This window comes from Photobacterium damselae subsp. damselae, assembly GCF_038086725.1.
GTDB lineage: Bacteria > Pseudomonadota > Gammaproteobacteria > Enterobacterales > Vibrionaceae > Photobacterium > Photobacterium damselae.
In genome coordinates, this window is the sequence record NZ_CP146970.1 from 904,161 (window position 1) to 927,687 (window position 23,527).

Sequence of the window (23,527 nt, forward strand, 5' to 3'; positions counted from 1 at the left end):
AGCGGCGTTGCGGCGTCGCATTTAACAGAATTAGGAATTAGCCAACTAAGGCGGAGAGAATCATGAAACGATTATTAATGGCCATCGTTGCTTCTGGATTACTGCTGGCAGGAGCCGTTCAAAGTGCAGAAGAGCCAACCAATCCAACTGAGCAAGCGGTAGCAAAATTAGAGAAACATTATGCAGGTGGTGTTGGAGGACTTGCTTCACTTCGCGGTGATACTGAATTAAGTGTATCTCGACCTGCAGATCCTATGAAGCACGTGCCAAAGCAGCAACCGTTAATTGATAGTGATTATGTGTATCAACCACCATTGATTCCACACACAATTCGTAATTATGAAGTCGATTTAAATGCCAATAAATGCTTAGCGTGCCACAGTTGGAAAAATGCTAAAGAGATGGGGGCGACCAAAATTAGTGTGACTCACTACGTGTCACCTCGCCAAGGTCAAGTCTTGTCTGATGTGTCTCCAAGTCGTTATTTCTGTCAGCAGTGTCACGTACCACAAGTTGATGCGAAACCACTTGTTGGTAATCAGTTTAAGCGTGTTGAAGCACTGCAAGAATCTCATTAAACAAGGGGCTGGCAATGAAATTATTGAAGACATTTTGGCGGCGTTTAAAGTCACCAAGTAAAGTCGCTGTTGGCATCGTACTGTTTATGGGATTTATGGGCGGTTTGCTATTTTGGGGCGCTTTCAATACGGGTATGGAAGTGACAAATACCGAGGAATTTTGCTCTGGTTGCCATGCTCCTATAGTTAAAGAGATTAAATCAACTATTCACTATTCTAACCGCTCTGGTGTGCGTGCGATTTGTTCTGACTGTCATGTACCACATAATTGGACCGATAAGATAGTACGTAAGGTTCAGGCATCAAAAGAAATTGTGGCTCATATGATGGGGACAATCGATACGGATGAGAAATTCCAGGCTCGACGGGCACATTTAGCGGAACGTGAATGGAAACGAATGAAAGACAATAATTCGCAAGAGTGTCGTAATTGTCATGAATTTAATTATATGGATTTCTCTGAGCAAGCACCTCGTAGTGCTAATCTGCATTCAACAGCCTTAGCTTCTGGTGACAAGACTTGTGTTGATTGCCATAAGGGTATTGCTCATAAATTACCTGATATGAAAAATGTTGAAGGCTGGCAATAACAGGAGAATAAGGTATGAGTACACTTGAATCTGTGATTTGGCATATCTTAGGCTACGCAGCAATGCCAGTTATTATTTTATCCGGTTTTGCTGCTGTTGCTGCTATTTGCATTTGGTTACTTTCTTTAAGTAAAGACAAGCAGATAGATTAATCGCCAAAAATCAATAAAGCCGTCTCCTTGTGAGGCGGTTTTTTTATAGCTGTATATGCCAGTTCGGTTTATGCTCTGGGTCTGATTTTCGGTAAAATAATGCGATAGCCACCATTACACCCCAAGCGAGGTAAAGAGGAAGCCACTGAACAATAAAGAAAACAGCATCAATATTGTGGTGAGTGAGCCAGATCTCTCCTAATTGAATCGCTACCATTGCAGCAAATCCTACCAAGCTAAAAATAGTAAACGACTTTCTATCCATTATTCTTACCATCATAAAAGTTATGTCTATTATCTTACATGAAAGTGAGAATTATTATCAATTGGTTGTGGCGATTTATTCTATCGAGCTAAACTATCATTGGTATGTGTCAGTCACTTGGGTATATATAGTCTTGCTTCAGTAGTTTTTGTTCTAAAAGTTCGATTCGATTACGGTTGACGTTAAAATCGAAATAGCCCACTCGTGATGCTGAACGTACATCAAGATGATCATTTTTTTGTTGGATCTCTAAATCATCGATAAAACCAAAAAACTGGCTAGAACAGGTTATATGCAGATAATTTGGGGTCTCTTTAATGAGCTTACTGCCAGGTAAAGTTAATGCGATTGCTTTAATTGATTGCCAATTAGATAGTCCCTGATCGGTTAATAACAAAGGAGTTACATGGTGCTCTGGGCGCTTATCGATACTTGATACACAGTTAGGCTTATCATTACATGGATAATTAATCTGATCGCTATAGAGATGATTATCAGGTTCTGCACATCCAGAAAGAGATAAGAGAGCCATTGTGCTAATAATCCATGTTTTCATGATTGTTCCTTTTTAGTTATGTAGAAACAGATAAGAGATAAAGCCCAGCCAAGATACCACTAATAGTCCCCATGGAACCCAAGATTGACGGTATTCAATCTGATATTCAATAACAGTATCAACATCCTCTGTTTGATTTTTCTCTTTTTGCTGTTTTTTCCTTAATTTATCTCGCTCACGTGATTTCGCTTTTTGCTGCTTTTTATACAGCTCGATACCACTTTGGATCCCTTGAGCAATGAGTTTAGTTTGTTCTTTAGTTTGGCCCGGCTTTTGAGTCCCTTTGGCAATACGCATTGCTTCAGCTTGGGTTTCGGGTGAAACGTTCTGTTGTCTTTTCCCTTTCATATCAATTCACTATGTTAGAAATATGGCTACCAATCTACTATAGATGAGATGAAGTGTAAAAATCTCAATTATTTAGAGAAAAGCGCGTTATGTAAGAATATTTCATCATATTACTACATGTGTAAATTGGCATATTATGCAGGCTTATAACCAGTATAATTGTTCTAATTTATTGATTTTAAATGTATATTTTATTTGTTTTATGCGGCTTATGTTTATTTAATAGATAATGTGATCCGGTTAATAAAAACGCTGTTTTTGTGTTTTTTAGATCAAAAATCGTGATCCAGACAGCAAGTTATAAACCCAAATAGTGCGGTAAAGCACATTATTTACACCTTCCTAATGGCGAACGATGAATAATCGATTAGAGTTCAATTAGGCCATACGGCTACAACATATTATTAAGAAAACTTGAATTTAAAATTATTGCCACCATAGCTTGGGATAGAACAAAACTTTTGAGGGAATAGTTTGCTTTATCCAATTGATGCTTACGATAAGCATGGAGGGTTAAAACCTTCGACAATGTTATGGCTGTCACTCGCATTTAGTGCAAAAGCGTGGATCGTTTTCATAATGGCAGGAGTCAGTCGCAATCAAGGCGCACAACTGCTGGAATTGATTTATCCCGTTCGAGAAACACTTTATGTTGGGTTGGCGTTTGGTCTTCCAGCCATTGGTTTGATGTGGTTGTCGGGTCAGCGGCATAAAAATAATAAATTAGTAAATTATTTGTGGCGGCATGGTAGGACTATCTTGCTAGCAACGTATCTAACAGACGTTATACTGCAACTGTATCATCTTGTTTTAACGCAAGGTTCATTTAGCTGGCTCGTTGGGATCAATCTATTATTGACCCTATGGCTACTCTTATACCTTTATCGTAGTTCAAGAGTTAAGAATACATTTGCAGACAAGCCTATCGAGAGGTAAAGCAAATGAATGATTGGGGAAAAGGACTCGTACTATTTAGTGCATTTCTAAGTCCATTAGCGATGGCTGACTGGCTGCTAGATGTGCATTTTGAGATGACAACAAGCGATCATAAAAAACAAACCGTAAATACATCGTTGTCACTGCTTCCTGGAGAAGAAACGGTCATTTTTGATAGTATCACCAATGAGTATCGTGACGTTGTGGGCAGCGCTGAGCTACTAGAAGTGTCTGCTGATGAAGTTAAGATTGCGTTTAAAATACGTGAGCGTCTCGATGATGGTGGCTGGCGTACAATTATTTCCCCAACCATATCGACAGGTTTAAATGGACCGACTTCTTTTGAAAGTATCGATGATGCTTTACATGAGCAAGTTAAACTTCAAGTAGAAGTGATGACAGCCTAACAAATAATCTTCCCTATCTATTCATTAAAGCGCCCCTAAATTGGGGCGTTTTTCATTTTAGGTCAAAGAAATCACGAATTCTTTATAAGATACGGCATTTGACAGGTTTTTTACTTGCAACTTAAGACAGGTAATTGATAATCAACCAGTAATTAATCCCTTACTTTTAATCGTAATATATCCAAGTAATGTTAAAGTGCTCGATTCATTCATCTTGCTAATGAAGTCTGCATTTTGAACTTGTTTGGGTATATACCCAAGTAACCTCAATATGCGAGGTTCAGCGAGAATAATTTGGTTTACAGGCAAGGCAATGATTTGAAGATCTAGTGGCTCTAAATTAAAAATCGTTAACGCAGTATGTGAAGCAAATTAACTCGCCCTTTGGGAGCGTGTCACAGACACAATTTCATCGCCAAACAATTTGGAAATAGCGAGCTATTACACTGCATTGTTTGTCTTGAACTTGAATCAGTGACAGCGCTCTGAATCCTACATCTTGAAGTCACTTGGGTATATACAGTAATAATTTGGATAATTGAGTTAGTTTATCTAAGACTGGTTTTTATCTAGGTTACTATCCTATTTTAACGATAACTCAGGAGAATTTTATGGCCATTTCTCAACCAGCCATTGTGCCAGATCGTGGTTGTTTCGCACTTTACATTGTGATGAATGTAACTGGCGATCGAGCTAAAGTACTTAGCCAGTGTCAAGCTATTCACCCTCTACTTGCTCAGTTAAATCAAGAGCAGCAAGATGCAAACATTCATGCAAGTGTAGCTTTTGGCAAAACATTTTGGCAGTCATTAGAGCAAAATTGTCCTCCTGAATTGACTGAGTTTCGCCAGTTTGGTCAAGGTGAAGTAACGGCTCCTGCAACCGGCGGTGACATCTTGCTTCATATCCATTCTAATCGCCATGATCTAAACTTCTATGCATGTCGTAAGTTTCTTGAGTTGATTGCAGAAGATGTTGAAGTTCTTGATGAAACATATGGCTTCCAGTATCTAGATCATCGTGATATGACCGATTTTGTCGATGGTACAGAAAACCCTCAAACTCAAGAAGATCGCCAAAACGTTGCTATTATTCCAGAAGGTGAGTTTGCTGGTGGCAGTTATGTGATGGTTCAGCGTTTCGTCCATAACCTTCCTGCTTGGCATCGTCTTAGCGTTAAAGCACAAGAAAAGGTGATTGGTCGTACTAAACCTGATTCGGTTGAGCTAGATGATGTTCCTGCTGCATCTCACGTAGGACGCGTTGATATTAAAGAAGAGGGGAAAGGCCTGAAGATTTTACGCCACAGTTTACCATTTGGTATAGCAAGTGGTGAGCATGGCTTACTGTTTATTGCTTATTGTCAGCGTCAATATCACTTTGATGCCATGCTTGAGAATATGTATGGTGAGCGTGATGGTAAAACAGACCAGATGTTACGCTTCTCTCAGGCAGTAACTGGCGCTTATTTCTTTGCTCCATCAGTTGAGATGTTAAACGCATTATAAGTAGGAGCCATTTGCGGTAGTGAGAAAACGAGTATTAGCATTGACTGTACTCGTTTTTTATTACCTAAATTTTGGCTCTATAAACAAAAAGCGCCACCCGAAGGTAGCGCTTTGTAAGAGGTAATAAAATTATTACTTCTTGATGCGTAGAACTGGAGTTTCACCAACAGTTACTGCGCCAGATAGCTTGTTAAGCTCTTTGATCTCATCCATGTTAGAGATAACAACTGGAGTCAAAGTAGACTTAGCTTTTTCTTCTAGAAGAGCTAGATCGAACTCGATGATAGTATCGCCAACTTTAACAGTTTGGCCTTCTTCAGCGATTCGAGTGAAGCCTTCACCTTTAAGCTCAACTGTATCGATACCGAAGTGAACGAAAAGCTCGATGCCGTCTTCAGACTCAATAGAGAAAGCGTGGTTAGTTTCGAAGATCTTACCGATTGTACCGTTAACAGGTGCTACCATTTTGTTGCCAGATGGCTTGATAGCAATACCGTCACCAACAATCTTCTCAGCGAAAACTACATCTGGCACGTCTTCGATATTAACGATTTCACCAGATAAAGGTGCGATGATTTCGATTGCACCAGCTTCGCTGCTGTCGTCAGAAACTAGCTTCTTCAATTTGTCAAACAGACCCATATCGTTGCTCCTAAGCGTTGTTATTGTATCTGCAGCTATATTAGCAGATGGTCTTTTCTGCGATAAATTTTTCTACGTGGGCTTCAATTTCAGCCGCTGTTGGCATTGCAAGAGCTTGTTCAGCCATCGCTTTAACATCAGCAAAGTTAGCGTTACGGATAACTTTCTTAATGCGTGGGATAGAGATAGCACTCATACTGAACTCGTCCAGACCCATACCTAATAGAAGTAGAGTTGCACGCTCGTCACCAGCAAGCTCACCACACATACCAGTCCACTTACCTTCTTTGTGAGAAGCATCGATTACTTGCTTGATCACAGTAAGAACTGCAGGTGATAGTGGGTTATATAGATGAGAGATTAGCTCATTACCACGGTCAACTGCTAGAGTATACTGGGTTAAGTCGTTGGTACCAATACTAAAGAATGAAACTTCTTTTGCTAAGTGGTGTGCAATTGCAGCTGCAGCAGGAGTTTCAACCATAACACCGATCTCGATGTTTTCGTCAAAAGCGTGACCTTCTGCACGAAGTTCTGCTTTGTATTCTTCAATTGCAGCTTTAAGTTCACGGATTTCTTCAACAGAAATAATCATTGGGAACATAACGCGTAGTTTACCGTGTGCTGATGCACGTAGGATACCACGTAGCTGGTCACGAAGGATTTCACGACGGTCTAGGCTAATACGAACTGCACGCCAGCCAAGGAATGGGTTCATTTCCTTTGGTAGGTCCATGTATGGCAGATCTTTATCACCACCGATATCCATTGTACGGATGATCACTGGCTCGCCGTGCATTGCTTCTGCAACTTCTTTATAAGCTTGGTATTGCTCTTCTTCAGTAGGAAGTGCATCGCGATCCATGAATAGGAATTCAGTACGGTAAAGACCAACACCTTCACCACCGTTACGGTTAACGCCGTCACAGTCTTTTACTGTACCGATGTTACCGCAAACTTCCACTTGCTTACCGTCTAGAGTAATTGCAGGAAGATCTTTTAGCTTCGCTAATTCTTCTTGCTCTGCACGGTGTGCTTCACGGATTGCTTTAAATTTGTTTAGCTCTTCTTCAGATGGATTGATCACGATCTGATTGTTGATAGCATCAAGAACTAGCATATCGCCATTCTTAACACGAGCTGTAATGTCGTTCGTACCTACGATTGCAGGAATTTCTAGAGAACGAGCCATGATAGAGGTGTGTGATGTACGACCACCAATATCAGTAATGAAACCTAGTACGTATTCTAGGTTGATCTGAGCTGTCTCTGATGGAGTCAGATCGTTTGCAACAAGAATAACTTCTTCGTTGATTGCACTTAGGTTTACAACATTGATACCTAGAGCATTTTTAACGAAACGGCTACCGATATCGCGGATATCTGATGCACGTTCTTTTAAGTATTCGTCATCTAGTGATTCTAGCGTAGTTGCTTGCTCTTCAATGATAGAGTAGATAGCTAGATCAGCAGATGCTTTGTTATCTTTAATGAAGGCTATGATTTCTTCTTCAAGCTCTTCATCTTCAAGCAGCATGATGTGACCTTCAAAGATCGCTTCTTTCTCTTCACCGAAAGTGATACGTGCTTTTTCTTTGATTACTTCTAGCTGGTCTGCAGATTTTTTTCGAGCGTCGAAGAAACGTTGAATTTCGTTATCGATCTGGTCAGCAGAAATCGGATTTTTATTGAGAACGATCTCTTCTTCTTGCAGTAGTAGTGCTTTACCAAAAGCAATACCCGGAGATGCCAGGATACCTGAAATCATAGCCTTACCTTAAATTAACTAAAAACTGGAAAACAAAGTCAGTGAGAATCTTTAATTAGATTTCACGGAACATTGCGATTTCTGCGCCTTCGTGCAGTTCAGTTAGAGTAACTAGCTTCTCAACAGCTTCTTGAGCTTGTGCGCCTTCAGCAGCGATAGTAATTACAGCACCTTTAACTAGGCCTAGAGTTTGTAGTTTGAATAGGCTCTTAGCACTTGCACTCTTGCCGTTTGAAGTCACAGTGATGTCTGCGTCAAATGCTTTTGCATCTTTAACGAACTGTGCAGCTGGACGAGTGTGTAGGCCGTTTGGTGCAGTGATTTCTACTTGCTTCTGATACATATTTCACCCCGATATATAGTATTTATTTAATCATTTTGTAACTGAACTTAAGCATAACTCATTTAGTTTAGTTTGCTCAAATTGGTATCTAAACTACCTAACAGTTCGGCACGTTGACCTTAATCCATATCAAGTTTTTCTGACTTTTTTATTTTGGACTAAGTTTCGCATCCAGTGTCGTTTTTTTGACCCTTTATTTTGATGCGAAAAATAAAGTGCGTCGGTTTTATATTAAAGCTCAACGTAAATTGCAATAAAAAAGCCCCCAAAAGGGACTTTTTTAAACGTTAATTAACATAGCAGATATTAAAATGTGATCACTGTCTTGTTTCTTTTTCTGTGAAGACACCTGCAAACAAGGCTGTCGATAAGTAACGCTCACCTGAACTTGGGAGGATGACAACGATGTTTTTGTCTGCGTATTCTGGGCGGGAAGCTAAATTATTTGCAGCAACCACAGCAGCACCTGATGAAATTCCCGCCAATATTCCTTCTTCTGCCATTAAACGTTGTGCCATTTCTATAGCATCATCGGATGAAACGCGTTCTACTTCATCAATTAAATCTAAATCTAAGTTACCAGGAATAAAGCCCGCTCCAATACCTTGAATCTTATGTGGCGCAGGTTGTACTGTGTCGCCATTAAGAGTTTGAGTGATAACTGGCGATTCAGCAGGTTCCACGGCAACGGTTGTAATGGCTTTACCTTTTTGTTGTTTAATGTAGCGGCTAACACCAGTAAGGGTACCCCCCGTTCCAACTCCTGAGACGAAGACATCAATATCACCACCGGTGGCATCCCAAATTTCAGGGCCTGTGGTTTTTTCATGGATTTCTGGGTTGGCGGGATTATTGAATTGTTGAAGTAGTAGGTATTTGTTTGGATTTGATGCAACAATTTCTTCTGCTTTGTCGATTGCTCCTTTCATACCCTTGGCTGCTTCGGTTAACTCTAGGTTTGCTCCTAACGCTTTAAGTAACTTACGACGCTCAAGACTCATACTTTCTGGCATAGTAAGAGTGAGCTTGTAACCACGAGCGGCAGCAACAAAGGCAAGAGCGATACCAGTATTACCACTGGTTGGCTCAACCAATTCAACCCCTTCTTTTAATAAGCCTTTACGTTCAGCATCCCAAATCATGTTAGCGCCAATACGACATTTTACGCTAAAGCTTGGATTGCGTGCTTCTATCTTAGCCAATACTTTGCCATTACTGACTCGATTTAAACGCACAAGTGGGGTGTTGCCGATGGTTAACGAGTTATCTTCATAAATCTTGCTCATATGGTCATTCCCTCGATAAAGACTATAAATAATACTAAGTAGATTAAGCATATACTTGTTATAGCCAATGCAAAGGAATTTATCGTTATATCTTATTGTTATAAGGATTGGATAAAAGATAATTGTCTGAGAAGACGAGAAGACGAGAAGACGAGAAGACGAGAAGACGAGAAGACGAGAAGACGAGAAGACGAGAAGACGAGAAGACGAGAAGACGAGAAGACGAGAAGACGAGAAGACGAGAAGACGAGAAGACGAGAAGACGAGAAGACGAGAAGACGAAAGGGGCTCGATTGTCTGTGCTTTACGCTAAATCGAGATCGAACCCCTGACCATTAGTATCTTCTATATTGATCGCGATAATTATCTACCCACATTGCCGTTGCTCCACAAACTGCAATTGGCATAACAAATAGGTTGATAATTGGTGTCATAGTAAACAGCATGATAAGAGCGCCAAAACTTATGCTTTGACCGCGCTTTTGTTTTAGAGCATCACGCATATCGATAAAAGGTACTTTGTGGTTATCAAATGGGTAGTCAGCATATTGGATTGTCATCATCCAAGCGCTAAATAAAAACCATAAGATGGGACCTACCGTTTGACCAATTGCTGGGATCCACATCAAGATCAAAAGACCCAATGCTTTTGGTAAATAATACTTAAGTTTGATCCATTCACGACCCATGATACGAGGAAGATCTTTAATTACTTCGCTAAAGCCTGCATCGGGTGCTGGTTGTCCGGTTAATTTGGCTTCTAGATATTCTGCCAATAAGCCATTAAATGGAGCGGCTATCCAGTTTGCTATGGTACTAAAAAAGTATGAGCAGATAACTAATGTTGCTAGCGCCATCAATGGCCATAACACATAAGATAACCAGTCGAGCCAACTTGGTAAGTAACTTAGCCAGTGGTGAATCCACTCTCCAAGGTTGCTAAATACATATCCAAATGCACTACCAAATAGCAGGATATTGATAAGCAGTGGAATAATAACAAAACGGCGAGTTCCTGGTTGAGTTACTAAGGATAATCCCCGCATAAAGTAGCCTGCGCCACTTGTTGTATTTTTTATTGGCTGTGTTGACATACCTTTCTCCTTTATGAACCTCATCAAATGTGTGATCTTGATTGAGGATTTTTTGCATGTTAACGGTGACAGTGGGATGGAATCAAATAGAAAAAAGGGTGTCTTACTAAGATAATTGAATTTGAATTCAAAATCTTGATGAAAAAAACAGCAAAAAGTCAGCTAATTGAAATATCTTCACCGAATATAGATATTCATCTTCTCATTGTGAATTGAGATTTGGTACATTAAACAGTTAGACAATATCGGCAGTACGTTTTTGCTTGCCGAGAGGATTTTTTACTATCATTAACCCCGTCAGGGATAACGAGTTAATTTAGAGTATTCGGTATGCAGGAATTGCGTCTAGTTCTTATAATTTTCGGTGCGCTAATTATTGCAGCACTTCTTCTACATGGGCTTTGGACCAGCAAAAAAGAAAAGCCCGCTAAATTTGGTGAAAAGCCTCAGAGCAAGCTAAATGAGTCTGTTGTTGAGCCTAAAGTTGAAACACCTAAAGTGGTTCAAGAGAGTGTAGAAACGCCAGTAGTCAAAGAATCAAAAACGAAAAAGGCTGAGCGTAAAGAACCAGAATTACATTTTGGTGCAAAGCCTGAAGCTGATCCTTTGTTAGGGGATATTGCGCCTATTTCAGCTGATGATGATTTGCCTAAAATGAGTGCGGTTGATGAGCCTAAAGCGAAAGCGGCCGTACAACCTCAAGCTATTGTTGAGCCTGTAGCACAAACGGTTGTTTCTGAGCCTGCACAAGCACAAGCACAAGCACAAGCACAAGCACAAGCACAAGCAGTAGAGCCAACTATTGAAGCTCCAGTTTCAGTGCCAGAGCCTACAATAACCGCAGAGCCAGTTGTTCATACTCCAGTTGCTGAGCCTATTGCAGCAGAGATGATTACGCCAGTTGTTGAGACTGCGGTAACTCCAGTGATTGAAACGCCAGTAACGGCTACTGAACCACAAGTTGAGCCTCGCCATGAAGAATTGGTAGAAGAGGTGGTTGCGCAAGCTGAAATTTCACAACCTGTACCTGAAGTTAAGCAATCAGAAGTGAAGGTTGAACCAGAATTTGTTGAGCCAGAGCCTTATGAAATTATTGAGCCTGTTATTGCTGAGCCAGAACCCGAGCCTGCACCTTTAGAGCCGAGTTATATTTCTCTATGCGTTCATGCCCGTAATGGTGGTGTGTTAATGGGCCGTCAGTTATTTACTGCTTTGGAGAATCATGGTCTGATTTTTGGTGAGAACTCTGTTTATCACCGCCATCTAGATCGTGCTGGTACTCAGCCTGTTATTTTTTCTGTAACGAACTTAGTAGCACCTGGTAATTTCCCTGATATCAATGATGCACATTTTGAAACGCCAGGAATTGGTTTCTTCCTAATGTTGCCATGTCCAGGCCGTGCCGATGATAACTTCAATACGATGTTACAAACGGCTCAGCGTATTGCTGACGATTTAAATGCAGATGTTTTGGACCATGAGCGCAATATGATTACACCGTATCGTATTACAGCGTATCGAGATAAGGCCAAACTTTACGCAAATGCAAAGTAACATAGAAATTGCTCTAAGCAGGCTCTCACTTGAGGGCCTGTTTTTTTATTAATGTAGTAAAATCTAACGAATACCATATTTGCACATACTTCTATGTACGTTAACGTTACTTGGGTATATGCAGAGATAAAATATATTTAGGTAAGTAAGACAATGAGTAACGAACTTCATCAAGAACTATTATCGCTACGCGAACAGTTAGATTATCACGGTTATCGCTACTATGTAGAAGATAATCCAGAAGTCCCTGATGCTGAATATGATCGCTTAATGCAACGATTACTGACTATCGAATCTGAGCATCCTGAGTGGGTGACAATAGACTCTCCTAGTCAGCGTGTTGGTGGTGTTCCTCTCGATGGCTTTACTCAAGTTAAGCATGAATTACCTATGCTATCGCTTGATAATGCATTTAATGATGATGAGCTACGAGCATTTCAAAAACGTATTCAAGATCGTCTAAACGATGCCTCTGCGATCCAATACTGCTGTGAGCCTAAATTGGATGGTTTGGCTGTTAGCTTATTGTATGAAAATGGTGTTCTTGTTCAGGCCGCAACCCGAGGTGATGGTACAACAGGTGAAAACATTACGAATAATGTGCGTACCATTCGCTGCATTCCATTAAAACTGCAAGGTAATGATTGGCCAACTCGAATTGAGGTTCGAGGTGAAGTCTTTATGCCAAAAAAAGGGTTTGAGCAACTTAATCAACGAGCTCTAAAAAAGGGTGAGAAAACATTTGCTAACCCGCGCAATGCAGCAGCAGGTAGTCTACGCCAGCTTGATTCTAAAGTAACGGCAACTCGTCCATTAAGCTTTTATGCCTATGCGGTTGGTATAGTCGAAGGTCGTGAGTTAGAAGGCTCGCAATATGACCGTTTATGCCAATTAAAATCGTGGGGCTTTCCTATGAGCCCTGAAATTCGTCGAGTTGATAGTATTGAAGAGGTTATCGGCTATCATCAGATGATTGGTGAGAAACGTGAGTCGTTAGAATACGATATTGATGGTGTCGTAATTAAAGTGGATAAGGTTGATACTCAGTTACAACTTGGTTTTGTTGCACGAGCACCTCGTTGGGCGATTGCGTACAAATTCCCAGCTCAAGAAGAGATGACGCTACTGAATAATGTAGAGTTTCAAGTTGGCCGAACAGGAGCGATTACCCCTGTTGCGAAGCTTGAACCTGTCTTTGTTGGTGGGGTAACGGTTAGTAATGCAACACTTCATAACGCTGATGAGATTGCTCGTCTTGGTGTGATGGTGGGCGATACAGTGATTATTCGCCGAGCAGGTGATGTGATCCCTCAAATTGTCTCTGTGGTTGAGTCTCGCCGTCCAGCTGATGCAAGCCCAGTAATCTTCCCAACTGAGTGTCCAGTATGTCAGTCTAAAGTCGAGCGAATTGAAGGTGAAGCGGTTGCGCGTTGTACTGGAGGTTTATTCTGCCAAGCTCAACGTAAAGAAGCTTTAAAGCACTTTGTGTCTCGTAAAGCTCTTGATGTTGATGGTTGTGGCGAAAAGGTGATTGAACAATTGGTTGATCGCGAGATGGTAACAACGCCTGCTGATTTGTTCCGTTTAAGTGCTGGTGTAGTTACGGCTTTAGATCGAATGGGACCAAAGTCGGCGCAGAAACTGGTTGATGCCTTTGGAAATGCTAAAGAAACGACATTGCCCCGTTTTATTTATTCACTAGGTATTCGAGAAGTCGGAGAAGCGACTGCTGCAAACCTAGCTCATTACTTTGAGACGCTAGAAGCGTTAATGACTGCGAGTAAAGAGCAATTAATTGAAGTTCCGGATGTGGGTGAAATAGTCGCAGCTCATATCTTTAATTTCTTCCGCGAAGAACATAACCTTGCTGTGGTTAATGATTTACGTGAAGTTGGTATTCATTGGCCAGATCTTGAAAAAGTGGCTGATGATGTTGAGCTGCCTTTTGAAGGTAAAACGGTTGTCTTAACAGGTTCGTTATCACAGCTGTCGCGTACAGAAGCGAAAGAAGCACTTCAAAAGCTAGGAGCTAAAGTAACGGGGAGTGTTTCGAAAAAGACAGATCTTGTTGTTGCTGGTGAGGCGGCAGGTTCAAAGCTGACGAAAGCTCAAGAGCTGGGTATTGAAGTTTGGGATGAACAACAATTGATCGACTTTATGCAACGTTAATTTTCTGACGAAAAACAGCGATTGAAAATGAAACCCTCGTTTCTGATAGAAGCGTGGGTTTTTTATTATTTAGAGTTACTTCAAATATTAGGTTTATTACTTTTATTCTGCTCATTATTAAAACGCGCTTATAACTTTATTTTTTATTTTCAAAAAGAATAAAATTATCTGGATTTTCATGCCTAAAACTAATGACTTTGATTCATAGATTAAAATGTTAATAGTGCAATTTTGCTAATTTATAAATTTGCACTACGTCACAGTATTTGTGGTTGTTGGTATAACTAATTGATTTGTAGTGATTTTATTGTTTTTGGTTTTATTTTTGAACTGGATCACTATTAATAAGGGAACTTTGCACTGCGTCATATTTTTAACACAAGAAATTAAGTTCTGATTGATGTTTTGCGCTGCAAAAGTAGTCTTAGTAATCGAAGAGAGACAAAGGTTCATTGTAAGAACCAAGAATATATGGTTTAGCGGATTTTTAATCGGCTGACATATGGGAGAGTTACTTGCTACCTCGGCGGCCAACCATTTCAGGTAGCAAGTAAACAGCTAATATCTTTTAGGAGTTATTCCATGGAAGCTAAGTTTTTCAAAGTATCTGCACTAACAGCAGCAATGGTAGGCGCATTCGTAGCAATGCCAGTAATGGCGACAGAAGACAGTGCTGCAGGCCCTGCTTATGTTGAAGCAGTTAATGAGTTCATTGAGGGCTCAACACTAGCAGGTGTTGCCGTTGTTGATACTCGTTCTCGTACTCGTACTTCTGGTAAACCAGGTGGTCAAGATGGTGATCGTTGGAGCCGTCTAAACTACTCATCTTACAACCTAATTCTAGATTTCACTTCTGGTTACCACGATGGTTGGTTAGGTGCTGATCTTGGTGGTTATTTCTCTGGTGACCTTTACAATGACAGTGCTGTAAATGGCGGTACAGGCGAATACCTATGTAACGAAATTTCTACCTGTAACAACCTTGACTGGGGCGCAGGTGATGGCCAACAATTCAAAGTAACACGTGCTGCGCTTAAGTTTAAAGCTGGCGAAGCTGTTGACGGTCGCTTCGGTTTCACTCAAGCAAATGGTAACGGCGTAATTGGTAACGTATGGTCATTTGTTCCTGGTACTTACCGTGGTGCTGAGCTAAACGCTAATTTAGATCGTTTCAAGCTTACATACTTTATTGCTGACCAATTTACAGCACCTTGGCTTCTAAGTGAAAATGACTATGCTCCTGCACTTTGGGCTGACACTTCTTGGAGTATGGTCCACTCTCTAGGTTTCTCTGGTAATGTTTCTGACCAACTATTCATTCAATTGGGTCTAGGTCAAGCAACAGATGTTCGTTATGCAAATAGCATCGATTGGGGTGCTGGTGTAGTGAATTCTTACCACGGTGAAACTGACACAACTGGTTACAAAGCTTACGCGAAGTATACTTTCAACGAGAACATGTCATTGGCTTATGACTTCTACGGCGTAAACGATGATGTTCAGTATGATGGTCTAGGTTTTACAACAGGTCTATCTTTCAATGCTAAGTTTGGCCAGTTCTCTTGGATGTCTGATCTTCAGTACGCATCAAGTAAAAACGACCGTGATGTTAACCCTCGTATGATTTACACCTACGGTATGACTAACGGTACTTACTCACTATGGTGGGATGCATTATCTGACTGGAACAAGTCTGGTGAGGTTGCATGGTACAACCGTATTTCTTACGACCAAGGTAATGGTTGGAACTACTACCTAGGCTTCGGTTACGGTACTGGCTCTAAGTCTGCTGCTGAAGGCGCGAAGGGTGATTGGGATTACGAAAGTGAGTACGCATTTAACGCAACAATTGCATACTCTCTACAGTCTGGCGCACTTAAAGGTACAACTCTTCGCCTACACGGTACAGTGCTAGAGCGTGATGAGTACGCAGGTGCAGCAAGTGCTGATGAAACAGATCTACGTTTCCAAGTTGTTATTCCTTACACATTCTAATTTGAATTGTTAGGTGACACAGTTTTAAAAGACTCGCTATATGCGAGTCTTTTTTATTGGTAAAAATAAATGTGACTAACTTGAGAGGTGAAGTATCTTGTCTATACTTTTTTGTGATGTTAATCACAAAACAAAGGTGCTTTATGAAAAAGCTAGTTTTTGCTATATGTCTAGGGATGGCTGTTTTCTCAAGCTCATCCGTTTTTGCTCATGGTGGCAATAGTGGAGCGGGTGGTGGTTTTGGCCAAACTATCTGTACTTTGCCTGACGGCAGTTATGGCTTTATGCCGTGGTTTGCGTGCAAATGGAAAGGTGGAGAGTCTCTCGACTTCTAATGCCTCTCTTCTATTATTCTATGTATTGTTCGTTAAGAGAAAGGATGCTCTTACGTTTTAATTCAACTTTTCACTAGCGCTAAGTTGATGAGGATTATTGTAGATTTACCTCACAGTGCTAAAATAGCGTCATTAGTCTTTTCGCAGCATAGATAAGCTGCATAATCCTTCTTTATTAAGGTAAGTCAAATGACGGTTAAAACTCGCTTTGCACCAAGCCCAACTGGCTTTTTGCACGTAGGTGGTGCACGTACAGCTCTATATTCTTGGCTATACGCAAAACACAACAATGGTGAATTCGTTCTACGTATCGAAGATACTGACCTAGAGCGTTCTACTCAAGAAGCGATTGATGCCATTATGGAAGGTATGGAATGGCTTGAGTTGAACTGGGACGAGGGCCCATACTATCAAACTAAGCGTTTTGATCGTTATAACGCAGTTGTTGATCAACTACTTGCTGAAGACAAAGCATATAAGTGTTACTGCCCTAAAGAGCTTCTTGACGAAATCCGTGAAGAGCAGATGGCAGCTGGTGTAAAACCTCGTTACGATGCTAACCATCCAAAAGTAATTGCGGCAAATGCAGCAGCAACAGAAGATTCTCCATTCTGTATCCGTTTCCGTAACCCAAAAGAAGGTACGGTTGTATTTGATGACAAGATCCGTGGTCGTATTGAAATCGCAAACAGCGAGCTAGATGATCTGATCATTCGTCGTACAGATGGTAGCCCAACATATAACTTCTGTGTTGTTATCGATGACTGGGATATGGGTATTACTCAAGTTGTTCGCGGTGAAGACCATATCAACAACACTCCACGTCAAATCAATATCTATAAAGCTCTAGGTGCACCAGTACCTGAGTTTGCTCACTGTGCAATGATTCTTGGTGATGATGGTGCAAAACTGTCTAAGCGTCATGGTGCGGTAAGCGTAATGCAATACCGTGATGAAGGTTACCTACCTCAAGCACTACTAAACTACTTAGTACGTCTAGGTTGGTCTCACGGTGACCAAGAGATCTTCTCAATGCAAGAGATGATCGATCTATTTAGTCTAGAGTCTGTAAGTAAGTCAGCATCTGCATTTAACACAGATAAACTACTATGGTTGAACAACCACTACATTAAAACAGCAGAACCTGAATACGTAGCTAAATACCTTCAGTGGCACCTAGATCAAAAAGAGATCTCTCTTGAAAATGGTCCAGCAATTACTGACGTGATTAAGCTTGTGGGTGAGCGTTGTAATACTTTGGTTGAGTTAGCAGAGCAGTCTCGCTACTTCTACCAAGATTTTGATGCTTTCGAAGAAGGTGCAGCGAAGAAACACCTTCGTCCAGTAGCAAAAGAAGCATTAGAGCTCGCTCTTGCAAAAGTTGAAGCACTAACTGAGTGGACAACTGAAAATCTACATGCAGTGATCGCTCAAGTGTGTGAAGAGCTTGAACTAGGCATGGGTAAAGTAGGTATGCCTCTACGTGTAGCAGTAACTGGTCAAGGTCAATCTCCATCTGTTGATGCTGTAATGCAATTAATCGGTAAAGACCGTGTCGTTGCTCGTATTAAGATGGCTCTTGAGTTCATTGCAGCTCGCGAAGCAAACGCTTAATTTCTATCGAATAACTCGATAATAAAAACGAAGGTATCTCGGTATCTTCGTTTTTTTATCGCTGTAATTTGATGTACTTAACAGTTTATTGCTTATTTAGACTCTCTGTTAATGTACTCTATTGACATGAAATCATTAGGTTTTTATTATTCAGCTCATCAAGGGGCTATAGCTCAGCTGGGAGAGCGCTTCGCTGGCAGCGAAGAGGTCATCGGTTCGATCCCGTTTAGCTCCACCAAATTTAAAACCTCGCTATTAAGATTTGTATAGAGATCTTTATCGCGGGGTTTTTCTTTTTATCTCTTAATGAAAATAAAAACGGCCACCTCATGGCAGCCGTAATCATCATCGCACAGTTAACTAATATTTAATTAGAAACGAGCGTTAATGATAGGGAATACAGGTAGGTTCTTGCTTACGAAAGTACCTGACTTATCATAGTTGATCAGACCGATCTGAACACCTTGGTTGATATGATCTGTTGCGTTAACAAAACCAAACTGTAGACCGTTTAGAGTACCCGCATAGTTGAAAGTACCAAACTGAGCACCGGTAAAGTTACCTGCGGTGTAGTTTGCTAGACCAAAATCCACACCTTTTGCATTGCCATCGTTCCAGTTAGCTAGACCGAATTCAATACCAGTCATCATAGAGCGAGTACGGTTAATACCAAATGCAAGACCGAAGTTTAGACCTTTAAAAGTATCAATATCTGATAGGCCTAGGAACGAGAAGTTAACGCCTGTTACTGAACTTGTGTGACCGTAAAGCGCATTTAAACGCACACCTGTTACGTTACCAGCTGGTAGGTTTACACCTGGTACTGATAACTGAATAGGTGTATCAGCCATTGCTGCAGGGGCTGCCATTGCTGCACATAGTGCAAGAGATGCGATTTTTAATTTCATTTTAATTCCTAATAAATCTCATTTGTGACGGAGTAAAATTCACTGAGGTATATTTGATTCTTTATTATCAATAAAACAATTTTATCTCTTTGTTTATAAAGCTATATTTATCATAGATAGATAAATATAGTAAGAAAAAAATATTGTTTTATATTTTTGCGGGTTCACGAAATACACTAAATTGTATATAAATTTATAATACGAAGTGTAGGAATAGTGTCAGAATTTTATAGGAGATGAGAGATGGCGCTCCCTACTGGAGTCGAACCAGTGGCCTTCCCCTTAGGAGGGGGACGCTCTATCCTGCTGAGCTAAGGGAGCTTCTTGATATGAAACTCCCTCATTATACTGAAAAAAAACAAAAATATAAGAGATTGTCGTTAACGTTTGACTTGCTTGGTCAGTAAATCACCGGTTTGGATGCTAGCAGCAAGATCCGGTTGGTTAATGATAAGTTCTGCTGATTTTTCATAAACACGGCTAACGACTAGGGTAAGTTGGGTGGCAACCATGCGAGTTCTTGGAATCCCCATTTGATCGATAAAGCTGGCACTGTGCCATAATTTTAATCTATCGCCCTCTTTTACCCCATGAATACGTCCCACATTCATTTGAGCCATATTGCCATGAGCACTCACAATTTCAGGTAAGCTTGCGCGGCAGGATAAGGCATTTTCTAAATCAAGCATCATATTACGGCTCACTCGCTCAACGGCTAACCCATAAGGAGATTGCCAGAATCGAGCAGACTTAGTATCTACGGTACTGGTACGAGAAAAAGGCCATAAAGCAATATCGCGGTAATTTTTTTCAAATAAGATCTCTCCCGTTTTACCGTCCATAATAGTCATTGAAGTGGCAAATTGGCGATTCACCTGATCCTTTTTTTTCTTTTTTAATAGCTTTTGCTCTAAGGTCGCAGAAATATCTGTAATTTGCCCACTGATAAGATATTGAGCATCTTTATCTTCTGCCAACATCATCATCATCGATGGGTTATTAGCATTAAATGGAATATGAGTGGTTCCTGCGACAACAAAACTTTGCGACCGTTGCTGGATTTGTCGCTTGAGCATGGTTGTGAAATCCTCTCCAACTTGGTAAATACCACCCATCACCGCTTGCTGCTGAGAAAGTAAAGTGAAGTCACTAAGTAACAGAGGCTTTTTATATTGAGTCTTGTGGCAAGATTTTGCCGCAGGGTAAATATCAATGCGGGCAGTGAGGTAAAACTTGCCGCCTTGTTTATCGGTTTTGAGTACAGATACCTGGCGCACTTCGTTACCACTGAAGCGATACTCTTTATTTTTCTCACTTAAATATGGCTTGATATTACTGAGTGTCGCAATATCAGCACCAGAAAAAATCATTGCTTGATAGATGGCATCTTCTAAAGCGTTAATGCGGGCTGTGCTTTCACTTTCTAAAATAACGGCTTGGCCAGTAACTTCTAGCCATTTAGCGTGAGCGGGCAGAGAAAACACACCACCTAGCATGACACTAAAGTTAAGCAATGCCACCAATATCTTTTTCATTCTTTCATTCTCGGTATATTTTTTGCTTTATTGCAGATCGGTTATGTATCCCTACAAGCAAAGAATGTTCCTAAAGTTAGATGGTATTGAATATATTTAAAGTTTTTATGAATTTTGACGATAAACAGAGTGACGGTAGATCTAACTGGAGCAAAAGAATGAAAATATGGTGGGCCGTAGCGCTAACTTTACTGGTAACCTCTTGTAGCAGTCCCGCTGTATATAACGGACGAGAACCTTATCCTGGTGCGTCATTTTCTTTGACTGAAACACCACGCCATACATTGGATTATTTCATCCAAGGAATGGCCGATCAGTTAGTGCAATCAAACCAATATCTAACCGCTCAAACACCCGTCGCTGTAACGTCATTTGTTGATTTACAGTCAATGAGCGAAACCAATTGGCTTGGTAATGCGGTAACGGAAAGCTTTATGTATCAGTTGCAACACCGTGGTTTTACCGTTGTCGATTATAAAATTACGGGTTCAATTAAAGTGACCCAAGCGGGTGATTTTACGATTAGTCGTGACTGGCGAGAATTAGCGCCACAGCAGTCGGTTGATTATGTATTAACAGGAACCATGTTAAGACAAAGCGGTGGCGTTATGATCAATGCACGTATTGTAGGGATGCGCTCTCGTGTTGTGATTGCTTCTGCTCAAGGTTTTCTACCTGCGGATAGAATCGGTCGTGACCTTGATTTTATGAATAAGATTCAAATGCGTAATGGTGTATTGATTCGAAATGATATCAATAAATTATCAGATAATAATGTGATTTTGAGGCCTTAGAATTCTGTGAATAATAAATCTGTTTGGCTGCTAGGAGCCGTTCTTTTCGTTGCAGGATGCAGTGGTTCAAATAATGTTGGTTTTAGCTCTCCATCATCGTCGTCTTATGGTAGCCAGGTGATTACTGCAGTAGGTTATGCCTCTATTAGTGATCAGCAAGGTAGAAATGATGATGAAAAACGCATTCGAGCTATGCGCGCATCAAAAATTGACGCTTATCGAGAGTTAGCCGAGCAGGTCTATGGTGTGCGTATCAGTGCTCGTGCTGCGATGGAAGATCAACAATTAGGTCTTGAAGTGGCTGATGGTGCAACTGATGGTGTAATTCGCGGAGCTAAAGTCCTTAGAAGCTATCCGGTCGGAGACAGTTACGTTACTGAAATGGAGTTGGATCTTAAGTTGATGGAAACCATGAAAGATCACGGTCAAATCATCCATGTTCCAGCACAAACACAGACGATATTTTAAGTTTAATGCTGGTGGGCGCTCAGGTGTTAAATATTATGCTTTGAGGTTGGTGCCCAGAGAGCGGATATTCTGTGCAATGCCATCACTGTTGTATGTCATTTGCTGTTTACCGCGGCTTTGCTGGAATAAATTATTGAGTTTGTGAAAGCTCAGTTGAGCACGTTGAAGTGCTTCACCATTAATGTCATTTTGTTGCTGGCATTGGCTAACAAGGGATGTTAATTCGATCACTTGCTGGGCTAGCAAAGGGGAGTCAACCAATGACGCTCGCTGTGGATGTTTGGCTATTTGGTGATCTAACAACTGAGCTTTTTGAATACGCTCGAGCTTTTGCTTGGCAAAGTGTTCAATATTAAGCGCATTACGGGCAACGATAGCTTGCTTTTCTTGGCTAAGTATCTGACGTAATGCTTCTAAATTTTCTTGTTGCTGATTAAGCAAAGACTCAATATTTTCCACCTAACGCTCCATTACCGCTCTGTTATGGATTAGATATCTTTCAGTTCATTTTCAAACTTCATGATATTTGAAGCTAATTTATCAGGATCGACTTTGTATGATCCGTTGCTGATCGCTTCTTTGATTTTAGCCACTTTATCGGCATCGAAACTTGGCTCGGTAGCTAATTGCTGATGAATTTGGCCTACCGCTTTACCCTGAGCACTTAATGAAATCTCATCGTGCTGGGTTGGTGTTGTTGATGCTGTTGTATTGCTTGTTGACGATGCATTGTCATTAACTTTTTGTTGTTGACTTCGCATGGTCGTCATCGCTTGACTATTTTGACGTAGTTGATCTATGCCTGCCATTGTGTGAACCCTTATCAGTGTCGAATTATTGTATTCTATAGTATGAACTATCGACTTGATCACCGTTTACTTTAGCACTATTTTGTCAAAATTATAATGAAAGCCTTGTGCTTATCATGGTGGTTAATAAGAGACATCGACCTCACCAACAGCGGAAACTTGGGCTGAGATGATTTTATTGGAGCGATTGTTTTTTACTCGTATTTGTTCGCCAAGGGTACCATCAGATAGAGCAGTACCTTGAGTGATGATCTTTAAGCCCGGTTGCCCGGCACTGATCACAACTTTATCATTACGACAAACCATACAAATATCATTCGCTTGTACGGCTTCACCAATTTTTACATTGCGTTTTACTTTAGCTCCAAATAGCGCCTGTGGTGATTGATAGATTGCCCCTCGTTGAAAGCGACTTTCGATAAGTGCAACAGTCAGGTTACTTGGGGAGAGAACCATTCCTCGGCCTAATGGAACTGAAGCGACAACCCGAGGTAGCAATAGCTGCACGCGCACCGGTACATAGACTTGCCAATTTTCATGATTACATCGAACCAGTACAGTGGCATTGTTATTGATCTCTTGTTTGCCCGGTAACGATGTTTCTAGTGGTTCTGAACAATGAGAAAAACGTAGGCGAGAGTCCAATTGTGCCGCTTCGATACTAAGTTCTCCCTCTTTAGGTGGTGTTATTTGAGTTTGAACAAAAGCTTCAGCACTGTGGCGAATTGTTTCGAGATCAATATCAGCAGCAAATGACATATTGTTACTAAAGATTACCGAAACAAGGCCGATAATAGAGGGGATAAATTTAAAACGCATTATATTGTCCGCTATTTGTTCGTTCTACATCAGATGACAGTGCAGATATTGGCA

At 40.8% G+C, this 23,527-nt stretch carries 26 protein-coding genes and 2 tRNA genes; 14 read left to right on the top strand and 14 right to left on the bottom strand.

Annotation, left to right across the window (positions count from 1 at the left end; all coding sequences use genetic code 11):
- The first annotated feature begins 62 nt into the window (after positions 1 to 62).
- From WAX86_RS04045 to WAX86_RS04055, 3 genes are read left to right on the top strand one after another with little or no spacing between them, the layout of a single operon-like run.
- Positions 63 to 578, top strand: coding sequence for a nitrate reductase cytochrome c-type subunit (locus WAX86_RS04045; protein WP_044176319.1), 516 nt, complete (start codon positions 63 to 65; stop codon positions 576 to 578).
- Positions 579 to 592: 14 nt separating this feature from the next.
- A complete protein-coding gene (locus WAX86_RS04050) occupies positions 593 to 1,168 on the top strand; it encodes a NapC/NirT family cytochrome c (RefSeq protein WP_138240793.1) in 576 nt (191 codons plus the stop codon).
- 14 nt (positions 1,169 to 1,182) lie between these two features.
- On the top strand, positions 1,183 to 1,320 hold the full coding sequence (locus WAX86_RS04055) for a TIGR02808 family protein (protein ID WP_065170113.1): 138 nt from the start codon (positions 1,183 to 1,185) through the stop codon (positions 1,318 to 1,320).
- 43 nt (positions 1,321 to 1,363) lie between these two features.
- On the opposite strand, the gene WAX86_RS04060 is transcribed toward WAX86_RS04055, so the two are convergent.
- From WAX86_RS04060 to WAX86_RS04070, 3 genes are all read right to left on the bottom strand, one after another.
- Positions 1,364 to 1,585 carry a hypothetical protein gene (locus WAX86_RS04060; protein ID WP_138240794.1) on the bottom strand — a complete coding sequence of 74 codons (222 nt, stop codon included), beginning with the start codon at positions 1,583 to 1,585 and terminating at the stop codon, positions 1,364 to 1,366.
- A gap of 109 nt (positions 1,586 to 1,694) precedes the next feature.
- Entirely contained in the window at positions 1,695 to 2,141 is a 447-nt protein-coding gene (locus tag WAX86_RS04065) for a DUF1499 domain-containing protein (protein ID WP_341489135.1), read from the bottom strand.
- Positions 2,142 to 2,153: 12 nt separating this feature from the next.
- Positions 2,154 to 2,489, bottom strand: coding sequence for a DUF2956 domain-containing protein (locus tag WAX86_RS04070; protein ID WP_138240795.1), 336 nt, complete (start codon positions 2,487 to 2,489; stop codon positions 2,154 to 2,156).
- A gap of 474 nt (positions 2,490 to 2,963) precedes the next feature.
- Between WAX86_RS04070 and WAX86_RS04075 the strand changes: the two genes are divergently transcribed.
- The 3 genes from WAX86_RS04075 to WAX86_RS04085 all read left to right on the top strand — a co-directional run bounded on the left by WAX86_RS04075 (position 2,964) and on the right by WAX86_RS04085 (position 5,340).
- On the top strand, positions 2,964 to 3,425 hold the full coding sequence (locus WAX86_RS04075; RefSeq protein WP_065170116.1) for a DUF2919 domain-containing protein: 462 nt from the start codon (positions 2,964 to 2,966) through the stop codon (positions 3,423 to 3,425).
- A 5-nt stretch (positions 3,426 to 3,430) separates the two neighbouring features.
- Positions 3,431 to 3,832, top strand: coding sequence for a hypothetical protein (locus WAX86_RS04080; protein ID WP_044176306.1), 402 nt, complete (start codon positions 3,431 to 3,433; stop codon positions 3,830 to 3,832).
- A gap of 611 nt (positions 3,833 to 4,443) precedes the next feature.
- The gene (locus WAX86_RS04085) at positions 4,444 to 5,340 is read left to right on the top strand and encodes a Dyp-type peroxidase (protein WP_138240796.1); all 897 of its coding nucleotides are present in this window, start codon (positions 4,444 to 4,446) and stop codon (positions 5,338 to 5,340) included.
- A 132-nt stretch (positions 5,341 to 5,472) separates the two neighbouring features.
- Here the strand turns inward: WAX86_RS04085 and crr are convergent, their stop codons facing one another.
- The 5 genes from crr to cysZ all read right to left on the bottom strand — a co-directional run bounded on the left by crr (position 5,473) and on the right by cysZ (position 10,473).
- Positions 5,473 to 5,982, bottom strand: a complete 510-nt coding sequence (crr, locus tag WAX86_RS04090; RefSeq protein ID WP_005300563.1) for a PTS glucose transporter subunit IIA — start codon at positions 5,980 to 5,982, stop codon at positions 5,473 to 5,475.
- Positions 5,983 to 6,022: 40 nt separating this feature from the next.
- Positions 6,023 to 7,750, bottom strand: coding sequence for a phosphoenolpyruvate-protein phosphotransferase PtsI (gene ptsI, locus WAX86_RS04095; protein WP_065170118.1), 1,728 nt, complete (start codon positions 7,748 to 7,750; stop codon positions 6,023 to 6,025).
- Between the two features lie 55 nt (positions 7,751 to 7,805).
- Positions 7,806 to 8,093 (bottom strand): HPr family phosphocarrier protein, encoded by a 288-nt coding sequence (locus tag WAX86_RS04100; protein WP_005300557.1) that lies wholly within the window; start codon positions 8,091 to 8,093, stop codon positions 7,806 to 7,808.
- Positions 8,094 to 8,410: 317 nt separating this feature from the next.
- Positions 8,411 to 9,379, bottom strand: coding sequence for a cysteine synthase A (gene cysK, locus WAX86_RS04105; RefSeq protein ID WP_065170119.1), 969 nt, complete (start codon positions 9,377 to 9,379; stop codon positions 8,411 to 8,413).
- Between the two features lie 335 nt (positions 9,380 to 9,714).
- A complete protein-coding gene (gene cysZ, locus WAX86_RS04110) occupies positions 9,715 to 10,473 on the bottom strand; it encodes a sulfate transporter CysZ (RefSeq protein ID WP_341489136.1) in 759 nt (252 codons plus the stop codon).
- Positions 10,474 to 10,803: 330 nt separating this feature from the next.
- Here cysZ and zipA point away from each other — a divergent pair, with 330 nt between their 5' ends.
- The 6 genes from zipA (at position 10,804) to WAX86_RS04140 (ending at position 18,378) form a co-directional block, all read left to right on the top strand.
- Positions 10,804 to 12,027 (top strand): cell division protein ZipA, encoded by a 1,224-nt coding sequence (zipA, locus tag WAX86_RS04115; protein WP_341489137.1) that lies wholly within the window; start codon positions 10,804 to 10,806, stop codon positions 12,025 to 12,027.
- Positions 12,028 to 12,180: 153 nt separating this feature from the next.
- A complete protein-coding gene (gene ligA, locus WAX86_RS04120) occupies positions 12,181 to 14,196 on the top strand; it encodes an NAD-dependent DNA ligase LigA (protein WP_341489138.1) in 2,016 nt (671 codons plus the stop codon).
- 582 nt (positions 14,197 to 14,778) lie between these two features.
- Positions 14,779 to 16,191: a porin gene (locus tag WAX86_RS04125; protein WP_341489139.1), complete on the top strand. Its 1,413-nt coding sequence runs from the start codon at positions 14,779 to 14,781 to the stop codon at positions 16,189 to 16,191.
- Between the two features lie 143 nt (positions 16,192 to 16,334).
- A complete protein-coding gene (locus WAX86_RS04130; RefSeq protein WP_044176288.1) occupies positions 16,335 to 16,526 on the top strand; it encodes a hypothetical protein in 192 nt (63 codons plus the stop codon).
- A 189-nt stretch (positions 16,527 to 16,715) separates the two neighbouring features.
- Positions 16,716 to 18,140 carry a glutamate--tRNA ligase gene (gene gltX, locus WAX86_RS04135; protein ID WP_065170124.1) on the top strand — a complete coding sequence of 475 codons (1,425 nt, stop codon included), beginning with the start codon at positions 16,716 to 16,718 and terminating at the stop codon, positions 18,138 to 18,140.
- A gap of 162 nt (positions 18,141 to 18,302) precedes the next feature.
- Positions 18,303 to 18,378 (top strand) — tRNA-Ala (locus WAX86_RS04140).
- A gap of 133 nt (positions 18,379 to 18,511) precedes the next feature.
- Here WAX86_RS04140 and WAX86_RS04145 read toward each other — a convergent pair.
- From WAX86_RS04145 to WAX86_RS04155, 3 genes are all read right to left on the bottom strand, one after another.
- Positions 18,512 to 19,048 (bottom strand): LA_2272 family surface repeat-containing protein, encoded by a 537-nt coding sequence (locus WAX86_RS04145; RefSeq protein WP_065170125.1) that lies wholly within the window; start codon positions 19,046 to 19,048, stop codon positions 18,512 to 18,514.
- Between the two features lie 244 nt (positions 19,049 to 19,292).
- Positions 19,293 to 19,369, bottom strand: a tRNA-Arg gene (locus WAX86_RS04150).
- A gap of 59 nt (positions 19,370 to 19,428) precedes the next feature.
- Positions 19,429 to 20,583: a flagellar assembly protein FlgT gene (locus WAX86_RS04155; RefSeq protein ID WP_341489140.1), complete on the bottom strand. Its 1,155-nt coding sequence runs from the start codon at positions 20,581 to 20,583 to the stop codon at positions 19,429 to 19,431.
- 158 nt (positions 20,584 to 20,741) lie between these two features.
- Between WAX86_RS04155 and WAX86_RS04160 the strand changes: the two genes are divergently transcribed.
- Positions 20,742 to 21,377, top strand: coding sequence for a FlgO family outer membrane protein (locus WAX86_RS04160; protein WP_036764254.1), 636 nt, complete (start codon positions 20,742 to 20,744; stop codon positions 21,375 to 21,377).
- 6 nt (positions 21,378 to 21,383) lie between these two features.
- Complete coding sequence (locus tag WAX86_RS04165; RefSeq protein ID WP_264954423.1) at positions 21,384 to 21,845, top strand: LPP20 family lipoprotein; 462 nt, start codon at positions 21,384 to 21,386, stop codon at positions 21,843 to 21,845.
- Positions 21,846 to 21,878: 33 nt separating this feature from the next.
- Here WAX86_RS04165 and WAX86_RS04170 read toward each other — a convergent pair whose 3' ends face one another.
- From WAX86_RS04170 to flgA, 3 genes are all read right to left on the bottom strand, one after another.
- A complete protein-coding gene (locus WAX86_RS04170; RefSeq protein ID WP_036764252.1) occupies positions 21,879 to 22,304 on the bottom strand; it encodes a flagella synthesis protein FlgN in 426 nt (141 codons plus the stop codon).
- A 29-nt stretch (positions 22,305 to 22,333) separates the two neighbouring features.
- A complete protein-coding gene (gene flgM, locus WAX86_RS04175) occupies positions 22,334 to 22,654 on the bottom strand; it encodes a flagellar biosynthesis anti-sigma factor FlgM (RefSeq protein WP_005300515.1) in 321 nt (106 codons plus the stop codon).
- Positions 22,655 to 22,777: 123 nt separating this feature from the next.
- The gene (flgA, locus tag WAX86_RS04180) at positions 22,778 to 23,473 is read right to left on the bottom strand and encodes a flagellar basal body P-ring formation chaperone FlgA (protein ID WP_115426666.1); all 696 of its coding nucleotides are present in this window, start codon (positions 23,471 to 23,473) and stop codon (positions 22,778 to 22,780) included.
- Positions 23,474 to 23,527: the final 54 nt, after the last annotated feature.